Here is a 15641-nt window from a genome sequence, read left to right on the forward strand (position 1 = left end):
ATCCCTGCGTCTTTTTATTTAAGGCTCCGTCGTACTGTCGAAATCAAAAAATAAAACTAAAATTTCGATAGAACCATGGAGCCAATCTTTTGCTACCCCACCACAGGCAATAAGCAGTGCAGTTCTTTTACAGCTAAGAAAGCGGAAGCAGGCAGTCAGCCAGTTGTTAACAAATGGACCCTGCTGCTTTATTTTTTGCTGATGTTGCTTCCCCTCCTGTTTAGCCTGTTTTAATAAGTATAGGGTGTGCCTGGAATAAAACTGCAGGCACACGGCTTTACAACTAGCAGCACAATAGCTCTTTTACATACATTTGCTCATCTTCTCCACATTGATTCATGATGGAAGTAAAACCCATGCTGCCCCGGCATGCAGCGGCAGTGCTCAACATCTATAAAGAAGGTCTGGCAACGGGTCAGGCCACATTCAACACAGAGGTTCCCTCCTGGGAAGACTGGCACAAGGCTCACCACTCCCACAGCCGGCTGGTGGCCCTGCAAAAAGACATAGTCGTGGGCTGGGTGGCGCTTTCGCCTGTTTCTGCACGCCATTGCTACCGGGGTGTGGCTGAGTTCAGCATCTACATCAGCGCCAGCCATAGAGGAAAAGGCATCGGCGATTTGCTCATGGAGCAGCTGATAGCCGAAAGCGAAGCCAATGGCATCTGGACCCTTTACTCGGCCACCTTTGCAGAAAATAAGGCCAGCATTGCCCTTCAGAAAAAATGGGGGTTCCGCGAAATTGGCTACCGCGAGAAAATAGCACAGCTCAATGGCATCTGGCACAACACCATTCTGCTGGAGCGGCGAAGCGATAAATTTTGATAAACTTACATCCGTTCTCCTGCCGCCGCTTTTTTCTTTAATTTGGTGGCTGTATGCTCAACCGACTCCATACCGGAAAGCTTCAGCAGGAGGTTCTGCTGGAGGTAAAAAACCTGCAAACCCATTACCAGACCCCCGGCGGAGTTATTCGTGCCGTAGATGGCATTGATTTCAGTATCCGCAAGGGCGAAACCCTGGGTATTGTGGGTGAGTCCGGCTCTGGCAAATCGGTAACGGCCCTTAGCCTGCTGCAGCTGCTGGGCGCACAGGGAAAGAGCATGGAAGGCGAGGCTATTTTCCAGTCGCGTCAGCTGGGGCCCATCAACCTGCTGAAGGCCACTTCTCAGCAAATGCGGCAGATTCGTGGAAACGAGATTTCCATCATCTTCCAGGAGCCCATGACCTCGCTTAACCCGGTGTACACCTGTGGTAACCAGGTAATGGAAACCATACTGTTGCACCGCCGTGTAAGCCACGACGAAGCACGACGCCAGACCCTGGCCCTTTTTGACCGGGTGCAGCTGCCAAAGCCGGAGCGCATTTTCAAGGCCTACCCGCACCAGCTGTCGGGTGGGCAAAAACAGCGGGTAATGATTGCCATGGCCCTCTCCTGCGATCCGCAGCTGGTAATTGCCGATGAGCCTACCACTGCACTGGATGTAACGGTGCAGTCGTCTATTCTGAAGCTGATGGCCGAGCTGCGCGACGACATCAACACAGCCGTGATGTTTATTACCCACGACCTGGGCGTAATAGCCGAGGTAGCCGACCGGGTAATGGTGATGTGGGGCGGCAAGGCTGTAGAAGAAGCCGATGTGCTGGATATTTTCAGCAGACCCAAGCACCCCTACACCAAAGGCCTGCTGGCCTGCCGCCCGCGCCTCGACATGACGCTGAAAGTGCTGCCTACCATTACAGATTTTGTGGCACTCGATAGCAGTGGTCAGCTGATAGAACGGCCCGATGCCCGCTACCACTCTGTAGGTGAGGCCCTGCTGATGAACGTAGAAACAACAGAGGAGATAAACAAGCGCCACCTGCAGGTGCTTAAAAATACCCGGCCACTGCTGGAAATAAATGAGCTAAAGGTAGAGTTTGATGTAAGCCTGAACCCTTTTAAACGGCAGCAGGGCAAGGTAACAGCGGTAGATGGCGTTAGCTTTAAAGTATATCCCGGCGAAACGCTGGGGCTGGTGGGGGAGTCTGGCTGCGGCAAAACCAGCCTGGGCCGCAGTATTTTGCGCCTGATGGAACCCAGCAGCGGCGAAATTATTTTCGACGGGCAGAACATCCGCAAGCTCAGTAACCGGGATATGCGGCTGCTGAGGCGCCAGATGCAGATTATCTTTCAGGACCCCTACGCCTCGCTCAACCCGCGGCAAACCATTGGCAGCGCCATTATGGAGCCTATGCAAATCCATAAGCTGCAGCAAAACGACAAGCAAAGGCGGGAGCGCGTAATGTACCTGCTGGAGCGCGTAGGGCTGCAGCCCGACCAATATCATCGTTATCCGCATGAATTTTCCGGCGGACAGCGCCAACGAATCTGCATTGCCCGAACATTAGCCTTAGAACCGCGGTTTATTATTTGCGACGAAAGTGTTTCGGCGCTGGATGTATCGGTGCAGGCGCAGGTGCTTAACCTGCTCAACGAGCTTAAAAATGATTTTGGCTTAACCTATATTTTTATCTCGCACGATCTGTCGGTAGTGAAATTTATGGCAGACCGCATTATGGTAATGCAGCGTGGTAAGATTGTAGAAACAGGCTATCCGGAGCAGATGTTTGAGCACCCCCGCGATGAATACACCCGTTCGCTGATCAAAGCAATTCCGAGAGGAGACCTTGAAGATATCCGAAAAGCACAACTGGCCCGCATGCTGGCCAGAAAGGCAGGGTGATGTATTTTCTGGCATATGCTTGATTATGCTGTGGCAGGCACAAGCAGCGCTAGCTGAGCATATTAGGTGATTTCACCTAATGAAATCCCGCCTTCTCCAAGGGGGATCTTCATTGGTACAGCTACTTAGAGGCAACAGGTGTAAATAGTATTAGAAAGTAAAATTGAGCCATAAGCAGCTAAAAACAGGGCTTTCCTTTAAAAGAAGCTTTTTATTAATATATTTCAGAAGACTAACCTCCTGGTTAGAATTTTAATCCCTAACCGGATTTTTTAGACTATGAGTAAAGCAAAAGAATCAAAAAGAAACAAATCTAAGTCCGGCGACAACGGACCAAGCAAAGAAGAAGTTTACCGCATGAAGGACCGCATCCGCGATCTGCTGCAAAAGAACCGGTCCCGTGCCCTCGATACCAAACATATTATCCGAAAGCTCGACCTTAAGAGCCGCAAGCAGCTCGATGCCATGGAAAGTGCCCTGCACAAGCTGGTAAAAGGCGGCGAGGCCGAAATAACCCGCAACGGCCAGTTCCGCATCAGGTTGGGAGAAGAGGTGATAGAGGGAAGAGTGGACTTTGTAAACCCACGCTATGCCTTTATTGTATCGCCAGATACCCAGCAGGATGTAATGGTAAATGCCAACCGCCTGAAAAATGCACTGGATGGCGATACGGTAAAAGTGCAGCTGTACAGCGCAGGTAGAAATGCCGACAAACGGCCCGAGGGCGAAGTGGTAGAGATTGTAAAGCGCGGCCGTACGCAGTTTGTGGGCCGCATTCAGCTTTCCAAAGGCTTTGCTTTTGTGGTGGCCGATAGCCGCAAAATGCACCACGATATCTTTGTAAAGCCTGGCGATACCATGGATGCGCAGGATAACGACAAGGTAATGGTAGAAATTACCCAGTGGCCCGACCGCAACCGCAATCCCGAGGGTAAGGTAGTACGGGTGCTGGGCCAGGCTGGCGAAAACGAGGCTGAAATTCACTCCATCATGGCAGAATTTAACCTGCCGTTTGAATTTGAAAAGGGCGTAAATACCCAGGCCAAGCGCATTAAAGATGATATTACCGAAGAAGAAATTGCAAAGCGCCGCGACTTCCGGGATGTAACTACCTTTACCATAGACCCTGCCGATGCCAAAGACTTTGACGATGCCATCTCCCTGCGCCTGCTGGAAAATGGTAATTACGAAGTAGGCATACACATTGCAGATGTAAGCCATTATGTAAAGCCCGGCACTGTGCTGGATAAGGAAGCAATAGAACGGGCAACCTCTGTGTACCTGGTAGACCGCACCATTCCCATGCTGCCAGAGCGACTCTCTAACGAGCTGTGCTCGCTACGTCCCCAGGAAACAAAGCTTACCTTTGCAGCAGTATTTGAGCTTGATAAAGATGCCGTTATCCGCAATGAATGGTTTGGCCGTACGGTTATCTATTCCGACAGGCGTTTCTCTTATGAGGAGGCCCAGGAACGGATAGAAACCCTGCAGGGAGATTTTGCCCGCGAGCTTACCATTCTCAATACCCTGGCCCTGAAGCTGAAAAGCGACCGCTTTGCCCGGGGTGCCATCAACTTCGAAACAGTAGAGGTAAAATTCAGGCTCGATGAGCAGGGCCGTCCGCTGGAGGTTATCCCGAAGGTGCGTAAAGATGCCCACAAGCTCATCGAAGAGTTTATGCTGCTGGCCAACAAGCGGGTAGCCGAGTGGGTGTACAACCGTGGTAAGAGAACCAAAGGCGATTACACCCCGCCAACCTATGTGTACCGGATTCACGATGCACCGGATCCCGAAAAGCTGGAAGGATTCTCGGCCTTTGCCCGCAAATTCGGGCATTCGCTTAGCACCGATGAGGATGCCGTTTCAAACTCGCTCAACAAGCTGATGCTGGATATCCAGGGTAAGCCCGAACAGAACGTACTGGAAACCCTTGCCATCCGCAGCATGGCCAAAGCCAAATACTCAACTGAGCCAGAGGGGCACTTTGGTCTGGCCTTTGATCACTACACCCACTTTACCTCCCCTATTCGCCGCTATCCCGATGTAATGGTGCACCGCCTGTTACAGCACTACCTCGATGGTGGCAAGAGTGCAGACAGGGATAAATATGAAAAGCTTTGCCAGCACAGCTCCGACCGCGAAAAACGTGCTGCCGATGCCGAACGTGCCTCTATCAAGTACAAGCAGGTAGAGTTTATGAAACTGCAGGATCCGGAAACCATCTGGAATGGTGTGGTATCAGGCGTAACCGAATGGGGCATCTATGTAGAAATTGTGGAAACACGCTGCGAAGGTATGGTGCGTCTCTCCGACCTGAAGGATGACTTCTACGAGTACGATGACCAAAACTACCGCATCGTTGGCAAAAGCAATAAAAAGATTATTACTTTGGGCGATAAAGTAAAGGTGAAGGTACTGAATACCGACATCGATCGCCGCACCATTGATCTTGAACTTGTTGAACACCAACGATAACATCCGTTCCCTGCAGGAATTAACCCACCTGCTAAGCCAGACAGTAGAAGAAGCCCGTTACGGGCAGGACCCACTGTCGCTCTACGAACCTATCCGCTACATTATGTCGCTGGGGGGCAAACGCATTCGTCCCCTGCTGACACTGTTGGCGCACCAGCTCTGGCAGCATAACCCGGAGCCGGCCCTGCAGCCGGCCCTGGGGGTGGAGCTGTTTCATAATTTCAGCCTGATGCATGATGATATTATGGATAAGGCCCCCCTGCGCCGTGGCCAGCCTACCGTGCATGCCCGCTGGAACGAAAGCACTGCTATTTTAAGTGGCGATGTAATGCTGGTAAAAGCCTACGAGCGCATGATGCAGGTGCCCGATGGGCTGCTGCGCCCCGTGCTGGAGAAGTTTAGCCAGTGTGCAGCCGAGGTTTGCGAAGGCCAGCAGCTGGATATGGAGTTTGAAGACCAGCAGGGCGTAAGCGAAGCCGCTTACCTGGATATGATCAGGCGTAAAACAGCCGTATTGCTGGGCTTTAGCCTGGAGCTGGGTGGCATTGTAGCCGGTGCAGATGCAGAAGCCTGCCGCCATTTGTATGAGCTGGGTATTAACATGGGCATTGGTTTTCAGCTGATGGACGACCTGCTGGACGTGTATGCCGAGCAGGAAAAGTTTGGTAAGCAGGTAGGCGGCGATATTATTGCCAATAAAAAAACCTATTTGCTCATTAACGCCCGCCAGCGTGCTGCCGGCAGCGATGCGCAGGAGCTTAACAGCTGGCTGCAGCAGCAGGAGTTTGATGCCACCGAAAAAGTAGCTGCCGTTACCGCCATTTACGACAGGCTGGGCATCCGGGCTCTTACAGAGGCCAAAATAGATGAGTATTTCCATGAAGCTTTTGCTGCCCTTGCTGCCCTACCGGCGCCCGAGGCACGTAAAGCACCCCTGCGTCAACTAATGCAAGCCTTATCCAAGCGAGAAAAATGATTAGTATTACCGTTGTTCTGATCATCATCATTTCCGCTGTGAGCATTTATGGCTTTCAGCAGCCCGACTTTTTGCAGAAGATGCTCTTTCACCCATACAGTGTAAAGCATCGTGGGGAATGGTACCGCTTTTTAAGCAGTGCCTTTGTGCATGGCAGCTGGATGCACCTGCTCTTCAACATGTTTACCTTTTACTTTTTTGGAGAAGCAGTAGAGCGTTATGTGCTGAAGCCCCTTTTTGGTGCTGAAATGGGCGGCCTTTACTTTGTGCTGCTCTTTATACTAGGTGTAGTGGTATCACACATCTCTACCTATAAAAAATATGCCGATGCGGCTTACTACCGCTCCCTGGGGGCATCGGGTGGTGTATCTTCAGTAGTGTTTGCCAGTATAATGTTTTACCCGGTAAATGACGTGTGCTTCTTTGGCGTTATTTGCATACCTGGTTTTGTACTGGGTCCGCTTTACCTTATCTACTCCTACTACCAGGGCAAGCGTGGTGCCGATAATATAAACCATGAGGCCCACCTTTACGGTGCCCTCTTCGGCATCCTGTTCAGCATTATTGTAGATGTATCGGTTCTGGGCCGCTTTGTAGATCAGGTAGTTCAGTATATGTCGCAGTACCAACTATAAACAGCAGTCCAGGGCCAGGCAAAAGAGCAGCAGCCAAAGAGCATAGAGCGCAGCGCACTAATTTTACCGAATAGATTATTCACAAAAGCATCCTTCAATGAAACTTAAGCACATACCACAGCTACTTGGTTTTAATAAAAGGGCTAAACGCTATGGCTATGTGGTAAAAGAATTCAACCTGCAGGAGCATGGCTTGCTGCGCTATGCCCAGTGGCAGCACCCCAGCGAATCGCCCAAGGAGATAAGCCATCAGACTGTAGCACAGCATAAGAGCATTATCAGCGAGGGTGATTTTTGCATAGATATTGGAGCCCATACAGGCGATACTACCCTGCCCATGGCGCTGGCCGCAGGCACTGCAGGTTTAACGCTGGCGCTGGAACCAAACCCTTATGTATTTCCGGTGCTGGAGAAAAATGTTCGGCTTAACCGTGATAAAACCAATATTGTACCCCTGCTGGCAGCTGCAGCACAGGCCTATGGAGAAATGGAGTTCGAGTACTCCGACTCCGGCTTTTGCAATGGTGGGCGCCACGAAAACATCAGTGTACTGGACCACGGGCATGTGTTTAAACTTTCTGTCTGGGGTATTGATATTGCCTATGAGCTGCAGACAGACTTTGCAGCCCATTTACCAAAGCTTCGCTTTATCAAGACAGATGCCGAAGGTTACGATCTGTATATTCTGCAGACCTTAAAGGATATCATCAGGGAATATAAGCCTTATTTAAAGGCTGAGGTATATAAAAAATCTTCTGCAGCCTACCGCCGGGAGCTGGTGGTTTATCTGAAGGAAATGGGCTATGCTGTTTACCACATAGCAGAAGAGCCTTTTATAACTGGTGTGGAAGTAACCACCGAAAATGTGATGGACTGGAAGCATTACGATGTTTTCTGCATTCCCCCTAACAAGCCAAAGCCACGCTGATGCTGTGGCAGAACGTATAACCGCTGTTGTTGTAATGCCCTGCCGGCAGATGTACCAGAAGAACAAAATGACCTATCAAAAGAAGGCCAGATAAACGATGAACCCCCGCCACCTGAATATATTGATTGCTGTGCTTTATGCCTTTGCTGCCCTTAGTTTGCTGGGCATGGGCAGAGCCCGTGAAAAACTGAACAGCTACCAGGCAGCCCAGCAAACAGAGGTGCTACAGGATAGCACTGCCGCTGCCGAACCAGCGCAGCCGGTACAGGAAATACCAGTTGCACCTGAAGAGCTGGCGCTCCGCAGCCGGCTTAACATGTGGCAGATTATAGCCATTTGTTTTTTTGGTACCGCCTCTTTACTACTGGTACTTAAAGATAAGCTGGTAAAGAAAAAGCCCGAGGCGCCTGAACAGCATTAAAAAATTTTATTGTTGAAACCCCCATAACCTGATATTTGGTACCAAACCACAGGCTACCATAAGCTGTTAATATGCTGTAACCCTTGTAGCCCTGGCTGCTATTTTTTTAACATAGGTTTCTATTTTTTATGTCTAAACTAACGATTCCCGACTGGTTATCGATTAGCAGAATTGTGATGGTGCCGGTAGTACTGCTGCTGGCGTATTTTGATCTGAGAATGTGGTGTGCCTCCCTCCTGCTCACAGGCTTTATTACCGATGCCCTGGATGGCTACCTGGCACGTAAATGGAATATTACCACTGCGCGTGGCTCACGGCTGGATTCTACCGGCGATGCCCTGCTGTTTGTAGCAGGCGTGGCAGCTGTTTTTTGGTTTGAGTGGAGCTTTGTAAAAGAGCACTGGCTTGAACTGGCCATTGCCCTGGGCCTGTACTTTGTGCAGCTGGGGCTGGCCTACTGGCGCTACGGCAAGCCCAGCAGCTTTCATACCTATTCTGCTAAAACCGCTGCTGTTTTACAGGCTGTTTTTCTGGTATGCACCCTCTATTTTGGTCCCCGGGACTGGTTGTTTTATGTTGCCCTGGCCATCAGCATACTGGAAACTGTAGAAGAGATCATCCTTATTTTTATCTATGATGAGTGGGTAAATAACATCAAAGGCCTCTATTGGGTAATGCGGGATGATCTGGAAGCAAAACGCAACTAACAGCAAACTTAATTATCGCTTCGTAGGTGCACCACCTCTTTTTCCGGAAGGCTGCGGCGCAGGTACAGGTCGTTGGGCAGAAATATGCGGAAAGTACAGCCATCATTATTACCTGAAGATTCCAGCGTAATGTAACCGCAAAGGCGCTCTACTATAGAAGCTACAATATAAAGGCCAAGGCCGCTGCCCTGCGATTTTTCATGGCCCCGGTAATACATATCATAAATCTTCTCGTGTATCTCCGGATCAATGCCCGGACCATTATCGGCCACGCTGATCAATACCCCATTGGCTTGTTCCTGTACCGATATGCGCAGGCGCGGCTCTGAGTTATTGCGGAACTTAATGGAATTGTCAATCAGGTAAAACAGAAAGCCCCTGATCAGCTTTTCGTCGGTTATAAAAGAAATTTCTTCTTTAACATTGATGTCTATGAGTACCCCATGCTCCCGTATCGCTTTTTCAAAACTTAGAAGGGTATCTTCAATTACTGCCTCAAAATCAATGGGTGCCAGGCTTAGGTCTTCCTGCTTTACTTTTGTAATGGCAATCAGCTCCGAGAGGGTAAACTCCAGGTGATTGGCCCGCTCGCCCAGCAGCTTAATGTAGCGGGTAGAGAGTGGATCCTGCACCTCCATCTGGGCTACATTAATGAGACCACTTAGGGTTGCTACCGGTCCGCGCAGGTTGTGCGAGGCTTTGTACATAAAGGTCATCAGCTCGCGGTGAATTTTTTCGGAGCGGATTTCGGCCATTTTACGGTCTGTGATCGGGTAAGAAATGGCCATGTACTTGTAGATGTGGTTGTGCTCGTCGTATACCGGCACTACCGACATATCAACCCAAAAGAAATGGCCATCTTTGGTGCGGTTGCGGATCTCCCCCCGCCATACGTGGGCCTCCTGCAGGCTAATGTACATATTGGTCCAGAAGCTTTTCGGATGGTAGTCGGAGTTGAGCATGCGCGGATTTTTGCCCAGCAGCTCGTTGCGGGAGTAGCCGGAGATATCACAAAACTTATTGTTAATATCTATGAAATTGCCTTCCAGGTCTGTTACCGCAAGCAGTGCAGAGCGGTCCAGGGCTTTTTTGTAGTGGTGCAGCTCGTTATGGATCCTGAGCTTCTCTTCTTCGGTGCGGATCAGGTCGCTGAGGTTGTTGGCTATCACCAGCTTGGCGGGGTGCTCGTTGAAGTGGATCTGGTGAATCACCAGGTCGAGGTACACAATTTTGCCCTCATCGTTTTTAAAGCGCCATACGCCTGCTTTTTCGTAATGCTGGTCTGGCAGCAGGTGCAGGTTAAGCAGGTACTGGTCTTTTTCGTACACCAGCGTTTGCAGGGGCTTCATGCGTAGCTCCGACTGGGTATAGCCAAAAAGCTCCAGGGCGGCATCGTTCAGGGAGAGCAGCAGTTTATCGCGGCTGCTGCAGATCCACATGGGCTGAGGGCTTTCTTCGTACAGCTTTTGGTAGCGTTCCTCATCGGCCTGCAGACGCAGGCGCTGGCCCTCCAGCTGCTGATGCCGGGTGCGCAGCACAATCATGAGCAGGCTGGCAGTAACTATTAAAAACAGAAGGTTGGTGAAGGTGCTGCCCAGAACCGGCAAATCAGGAATATACTGCAGCATAAATGCCGACAGGGTAAACCAGGCAAGTCCTGCCAGTAGGTAGAGGATAACGATCCGCTGCGGACTCTTATCATCAGAGGGGTGTTGTCCGCTAGTATGGTGGTGCATAAAGTGCAAACTCCTATAGAGACTGTTTAGTAAGTTACTAAACTGAAGTTGGAATTATAAGGAATTTATCCGGATATGACAAAATAAAAAGCACACAGCTTACGTTGCTGTGTGCTTTTTGTTGGTTAGCAGCTAACTGCTGTTAGGCAAAAGGCCTGCATTAGATGCAGACTTATGCCTCTAAAGGTTTTACAGATACGAATGAACGGTCTTTGAAGCCTTTTTTGAACTCCACAGTACCTTCAATCAGTGCAAACAGAGTGTGATCTCTGCCAATGCCTACGTTCTCGCCGGGGTGGTGCTGAGTACCACGCTGACGAACCAGAATGTTACCAGCTTTAGCAAACTGGCCACCGAATATCTTTACGCCAAGACGTTTGCTGTGTGATTCGCGACCGTTCTTGGAACTACCTGCGCCTTTCTTGTGTGCCATGGTATTTCTTAGTTCTTGAGGTTACTAAAATAATTGTTTGAATAAGGGTTTACTTGCTGATGCCAGTGATTTGCACCTTAGTAAAGTCCTGACGGTGACCATTCTTCTTTCTGTAGCCCTTGCGGCGCTTCTTCTTGAAGACAATTACTTTGTCACCTTTTACGTGGCCAAGGATTTTCCCGGCTACTTTGGCGCCAGCTATAGTGGGTGCGCCTACTTCGACAGCGTTGTCATCTCCAATGAGCAACACAGTGCCGAACTCTACGGAAGCGCCTTCTTCGCCTGCCATCAACGGGGCATAAACGAACTGGTCTTGCGTTACTTTGAACTGCTTTCCGGCTATGTCAACAATTGCGTACATTGTACTTGAATTAGGGTATTCTAAAACAGAGGGCAAAGATAAGGATTTGCTTTCAATATTCAAAGCTCTTTTGCAGGTCCTTGTATACCTAAAATCATACCAAACTTATGCACACCCCGTTGTGCATAAAAATTGAAAAAAAATTTTCGTTTGTAAGTTCTTGAACATCAGCTACAAACACGGGTACAAAGTGGCTTTTACAAGAATAAAACTTTTCGAATTATTTCCTCATTAACCTTCTGTTAATTAGTGCGTTATATTAGTGTACTTGAAACTTTACTTTACATAGAGGGGGTTTGAAAAGCGGGTAAGGTTTCTAATATTTGTAAGCACACCCCAACACAAAACAGCGGGTAAACCCCTACTAACTGGCACTCGTTTAAGTGCCTGTTATTAAAGATTCCCGGTGTAATGTTTTAACCTAAAATGAACGCAGCATGAGTCGTATATCAGCAGCAGAAGCAGAAGAGCCGATTTTAAGGGAGAATAAAGACCGTTTTGTGCTGTTCCCTATTCAGCACAACGATATCTGGCAGTTCTATAAAAAGGCAGAAGCCAGCATCTGGACCGCCGAAGAAATAGACCTTAGCCAGGACCTGAAGGACTGGGAAAACCTGAACGATGGTGAGCGTCATTTTATCAAGCACGTACTGGCTTTCTTTGCAGCCTCAGATGGTATTGTAAATGAAAACCTGGCCGAAAACTTTGTAGCGGAAGTACAGTATACCGAAGCCAAGTTCTTCTATGGCTTCCAGATCATGATGGAGAACATCCATTCTGAAACCTATTCTTTGCTGATTGATACTTATGTAAAAGATCAGGGCGAAAAAGATTACCTCTTCAATGCCATTGATACCATGCCTTGTGTAGGCAAAAAGGCTCAGTGGGCCCTGCGCTGGATCAACGAAGGTTCTTTTGCAGAGCGCCTGGTTGCCTTTGCAGCTGTAGAGGGCATTTTCTTTTCCGGTTCGTTCTGTTCCATCTTCTGGATGAAAAAGCGTGGCCTGATGCCGGGCCTTACCTTCTCTAACGAGCTTATCAGCCGCGACGAAGGTCTGCACTGCGATTTTGCCTGTTTATTATATACACAGCACCTTGTGAGCAAGCTTTCGCCAGATACGGTGAAGAAAATCATCACAGATGCCGTGGAAATAGAGAAAGAGTTTGTGACCGACGCACTGCCTGTAGACCTTATCGGCATGAATGCCCGTCTGATGTGCCAGTACATTGAATTTGTAGCAGATCGCCTGCTGATGGAGCTGGGTGTCGATAAGGTATACGGTGCAACCAACCCCTTCGATTTTATGGAAATGATCTCCCTGCAGGGTAAAACCAACTTCTTTGAGAAGCGCGTGGGCGATTACCAGAAAGCCGGGGTGATGAACCAGGAAAAAGAAAAGCCACGATTTACCCTGGACGAAGATTTTTAGTGCCACTATACTATAGTGCCCTCTCTCCTCAACCAACAGAGTGCACATGTAGCCGGAATCCCGGGGGTAAAACCCCGGGCTTTTAACCGGAATAGCCAGGTAACCGGAAAGTAAATAGACAGTACTCCGGCTGGGGTCCGCCAAAGCCTCAGCCCTTTCAACCAAAACTTTTATGTTCGTAATAAAGAGAGACGGAAGACGCGAATCTGTACGCTTCGATAAAATCACAGCCCGCATTGAAAAGCTTTGCGGTGGCCTGGATGCCAATTTTGTAAGCCCGGTAGAGGTGGCCAAAAAGGTAATCAACGGCCTGTACGATGGCGTTAGCACGCAGGAGCTGGATAACCTGGCAGCCGAAACATCGGCTTCTATGGCTACCCGCCACCCCGACTATGCAATTCTGGCGGCTCGCATTGCGGTAAGCAACCTGCACAAAGTAACCAGCAGCAGCTTTAGCAACACCATGAAGCGTCTCTACACCTATGTAGACCCTAAAACAGGTGAAAACGCATCGCTCATCAGCAAAGAGGCCTGGAAAGTGGTGAAGGAGCATGCCAAAACGCTGGACGACGCCATTGTATACGAGCGCGACTTTACCTACGACTACTTTGGTTTTAAAACGCTGGAGCGCTCTTACCTGATGAAGTGCGATGGCAAAATCGTAGAACGTCCCCAGCACATGCTGATGCGTGTAGCGGTGGGTATTCACATGGATGATATTGATTCTGCCATTGAAACCTACAACCTGCTGAGCGAAAAGTGGTTTACACACGCTACGCCTACCCTCTTCAATGCTGGTACGCCTAAGCCGCAAATGTCGTCCTGCTTCCTGCTTACCATGAAGGACGACTCTATCGACGGCATTTACGATACGCTTAAGCAGTGCGCACTGATTTCACAAAGTGCCGGCGGTATTGGTCTTTCTATTCATAATGTACGTGCCACTGGCTCTTACATTAAAGGCACCAACGGTACCTCCAACGGCCTGATCCCGATGCTGCGTGTGTTTAACGACACTGCCCGCTATGTAGATCAGGGCGGCGGCAAGCGCAAAGGTGCTTTTGCCGTATACCTGGAACCCTGGCATGCCGATATCTTTGACTGGCTGGAACTGCGTAAAAACCACGGCAAGGAAGAGCTGCGTGCCCGTGACCTGTTCTATGCCCTCTGGACACCAGACCTGTTCATGAAGCGTGTGGAAGAAAATGGCGAATGGAGCCTCTTCTGCCCTAATGAGTGTCCCGGCCTTGGCGATTGCTACGGCGAAGAATTTGAAAAACTTTACACCAAATACGAGCGCGAAGGCCGTGCCCGTAAAGTGGTAAAAGCACAGGATCTGTGGTTTGAAGTGCTGGAATCTCAGATTGAGACCGGTACGCCATACATGCTCTACAAAGACCATGCAAACCGCAAGAGCAACCAGAAGAACCTGGGTACCATCAAGAGCTCCAACCTCTGCACCGAAATCATGGAGTATACCTCTAAAGACGAGGTAGCGGTATGTAACCTGGCTTCTCTTGCCCTGAATAAATATGTTGATTACGATGCCAAAGGCAACCCGTTCTTCAACCACCAGAAACTGTATGAAATTACCAAGGTAGCCACCAAGAACCTCAACAAGGTTATTGACCTGAACTACTACCCGGTGCCAGAGGCGCGCAATTCAAACATGCGTCACCGCCCTATTGGCCTGGGGGTACAGGGCCTGGCCGATGCCTTTATAATGCTGCGCATGCCTTTTGATAGCCCTGAGGCCCGCCGCATGAACGAAGACATCTTTGAAACGATATACTATGGCGCCATGGAAGCTTCTATGGAGCTGGCCCAGAAAGATGGTCCTTACCAGACTTTCAAAGGATCTCCTGTAAGCAAGGGAATCTTCCAGTTCGATATGTGGGGTGTTACGCCTAAGAGCGGCCGCTGGGACTGGATTAGCCTGAAGCAGCAGGTGAAGAAGCACGGGGTGCGCAACTCCCTGCTGGTAGCGCCAATGCCTACCGCTTCTACCTCGCAGATCCTGGGCAACAACGAGTGCTTTGAGCCATATACCACCAATATCTACAGCCGTCGTACGCTTAGTGGTGAGTTTATTGTCATCAACAAGCACCTGCTGAAAGACCTGATTGCCCTTGGCCTGTGGGATGAAAACATGAAGAACCGCCTGATTGCCGCCAATGGCTCAGTGCAGGAAATTCCTGAAATTCCGCAGCACATCAAGGACCTGTACCGTACCGTTTGGGAAATTTCCCAGAAGTCGATCATGGACATGGCCGCCGACCGTGGTGCCTACATTTGCCAGAGCCAGAGCCTGAACATCCACATCCAGGACCCGAACTTCGGCAAAATGACCTCCATGCACTTCTACAGCTGGAAAAAAGGCCTCAAAACCGGTATGTACTACCTGCGTACCAAAGCTGCTACACAAGCCATTCAGTTCACGGTTGACAAAGCCGCCCTGAACCAGCCAAAAGCTGAGGCGAAGCAGGTAGAGGTTAGCAACGAAGACCAAAACCGCTCCGACATGGCCTGCTCTCTGGATAATCCGGATGCCTGCGAGGCCTGCGGCAGCTAAGATTCTGCTCGATAATTTGAGTGTTTATGATGAAGCGATTCCCCTAGCTCGAAAGGGCTAGGGGTTTTGTTAATGTCAAAGCAAGAAAATAATTATGAAATTTGGTAGGCCTATGAAACAAAAGGCCCCTTAACAACAAATCTTGGCGGAGCAGTTGTTAAAGGGCTGAATAAGTCATTTCTAGCATTTACAAGGGCAAGTGGTTAGCCCCTGCTATACTATTATAAACTTGAAAGGGAGAG

Annotated in this window: 13 protein-coding genes; 10 read left to right on the forward strand and 3 right to left on the reverse strand. The window is 49.5% G+C overall.

The features are described from left to right. The first annotated feature begins 338 nt into the window (after positions 1–338). The 8 genes from KWJ01_RS26220 to KWJ01_RS26255 all read left to right on the forward strand — a co-directional run bounded on the left by KWJ01_RS26220 (position 339) and on the right by KWJ01_RS26255 (position 8867). Complete coding sequence (locus tag KWJ01_RS26220) at positions 339–824, forward strand: GNAT family N-acetyltransferase (RefSeq protein ID WP_225000106.1); 486 nt, start codon at positions 339–341, stop codon at positions 822–824. 53 nt (positions 825–877) lie between these two features. After that, entirely contained in the window at positions 878–2725 is a 1848-nt protein-coding gene (locus KWJ01_RS26225; RefSeq protein WP_225000107.1) for an ABC transporter ATP-binding protein, read from the forward strand. 279 nt (positions 2726–3004) lie between these two features. Beyond that, complete coding sequence (rnr, locus tag KWJ01_RS26230; RefSeq protein WP_370634780.1) at positions 3005–5200, forward strand: ribonuclease R; 2196 nt, start codon at positions 3005–3007, stop codon at positions 5198–5200. After that, the gene (locus KWJ01_RS26235) at positions 5175–6176 is read left to right on the forward strand and encodes a polyprenyl synthetase family protein (RefSeq protein WP_370634781.1); all 1002 of its coding nucleotides are present in this window, start codon (positions 5175–5177) and stop codon (positions 6174–6176) included. Before rnr ends, KWJ01_RS26235 begins: the two co-directional genes overlap by 26 nt. After that, positions 6173–6811, forward strand: a complete 639-nt coding sequence (locus tag KWJ01_RS26240) for a rhomboid family intramembrane serine protease (protein ID WP_225000108.1) — start codon at positions 6173–6175, stop codon at positions 6809–6811. Before KWJ01_RS26235 ends, KWJ01_RS26240 begins: the two co-directional genes overlap by 4 nt. Before the next feature lie 97 nt (positions 6812–6908). Then, complete coding sequence (locus KWJ01_RS26245) at positions 6909–7739, forward strand: FkbM family methyltransferase (protein WP_225000109.1); 831 nt, start codon at positions 6909–6911, stop codon at positions 7737–7739. A 97-nt stretch (positions 7740–7836) separates the two neighbouring features. After that, a complete protein-coding gene (locus tag KWJ01_RS26250; protein WP_225000110.1) occupies positions 7837–8160 on the forward strand; it encodes a hypothetical protein in 324 nt (107 codons plus the stop codon). 128 nt (positions 8161–8288) lie between these two features. Then, positions 8289–8867 carry a CDP-alcohol phosphatidyltransferase family protein gene (locus KWJ01_RS26255; RefSeq protein WP_225000111.1) on the forward strand — a complete coding sequence of 193 codons (579 nt, stop codon included), beginning with the start codon at positions 8289–8291 and terminating at the stop codon, positions 8865–8867. 8 nt (positions 8868–8875) lie between these two features. Here KWJ01_RS26255 and KWJ01_RS26260 read toward each other — a convergent pair whose 3' ends face one another. The 3 genes from KWJ01_RS26260 to rplU all read right to left on the reverse strand — a co-directional run bounded on the left by KWJ01_RS26260 (position 8876) and on the right by rplU (position 11397). Then, the gene (locus KWJ01_RS26260) at positions 8876–10603 is read right to left on the reverse strand and encodes a PAS domain-containing sensor histidine kinase (RefSeq protein WP_225000112.1); all 1728 of its coding nucleotides are present in this window, start codon (positions 10601–10603) and stop codon (positions 8876–8878) included. 172 nt (positions 10604–10775) lie between these two features. Beyond that, positions 10776–11036, reverse strand: a complete 261-nt coding sequence (rpmA, locus tag KWJ01_RS26265; RefSeq protein WP_225000113.1) for a 50S ribosomal protein L27 — start codon at positions 11034–11036, stop codon at positions 10776–10778. A 49-nt stretch (positions 11037–11085) separates the two neighbouring features. Beyond that, the gene (gene rplU / locus KWJ01_RS26270; protein WP_225000114.1) at positions 11086–11397 is read right to left on the reverse strand and encodes a 50S ribosomal protein L21; all 312 of its coding nucleotides are present in this window, start codon (positions 11395–11397) and stop codon (positions 11086–11088) included. A gap of 437 nt (positions 11398–11834) precedes the next feature. Here rplU and KWJ01_RS26275 point away from each other — a divergent pair, with 437 nt between their 5' ends. Then, positions 11835–12827 (forward strand): ribonucleoside-diphosphate reductase small subunit, encoded by a 993-nt coding sequence (locus tag KWJ01_RS26275; RefSeq protein ID WP_225000115.1) that lies wholly within the window; start codon positions 11835–11837, stop codon positions 12825–12827. Positions 12828–12999: 172 nt separating this feature from the next. After that, positions 13000–15399 (forward strand): ribonucleoside-diphosphate reductase subunit alpha, encoded by a 2400-nt coding sequence (locus KWJ01_RS26280; RefSeq protein ID WP_225000116.1) that lies wholly within the window; start codon positions 13000–13002, stop codon positions 15397–15399. Positions 15400–15641 lie beyond the last annotated feature (242 nt).

The sequence above is a fragment of the Cesiribacter sp. SM1 genome (genome assembly GCF_020178975.1).
GTDB lineage: Bacteria > Bacteroidota > Bacteroidia > Cytophagales > Cyclobacteriaceae > Cesiribacter.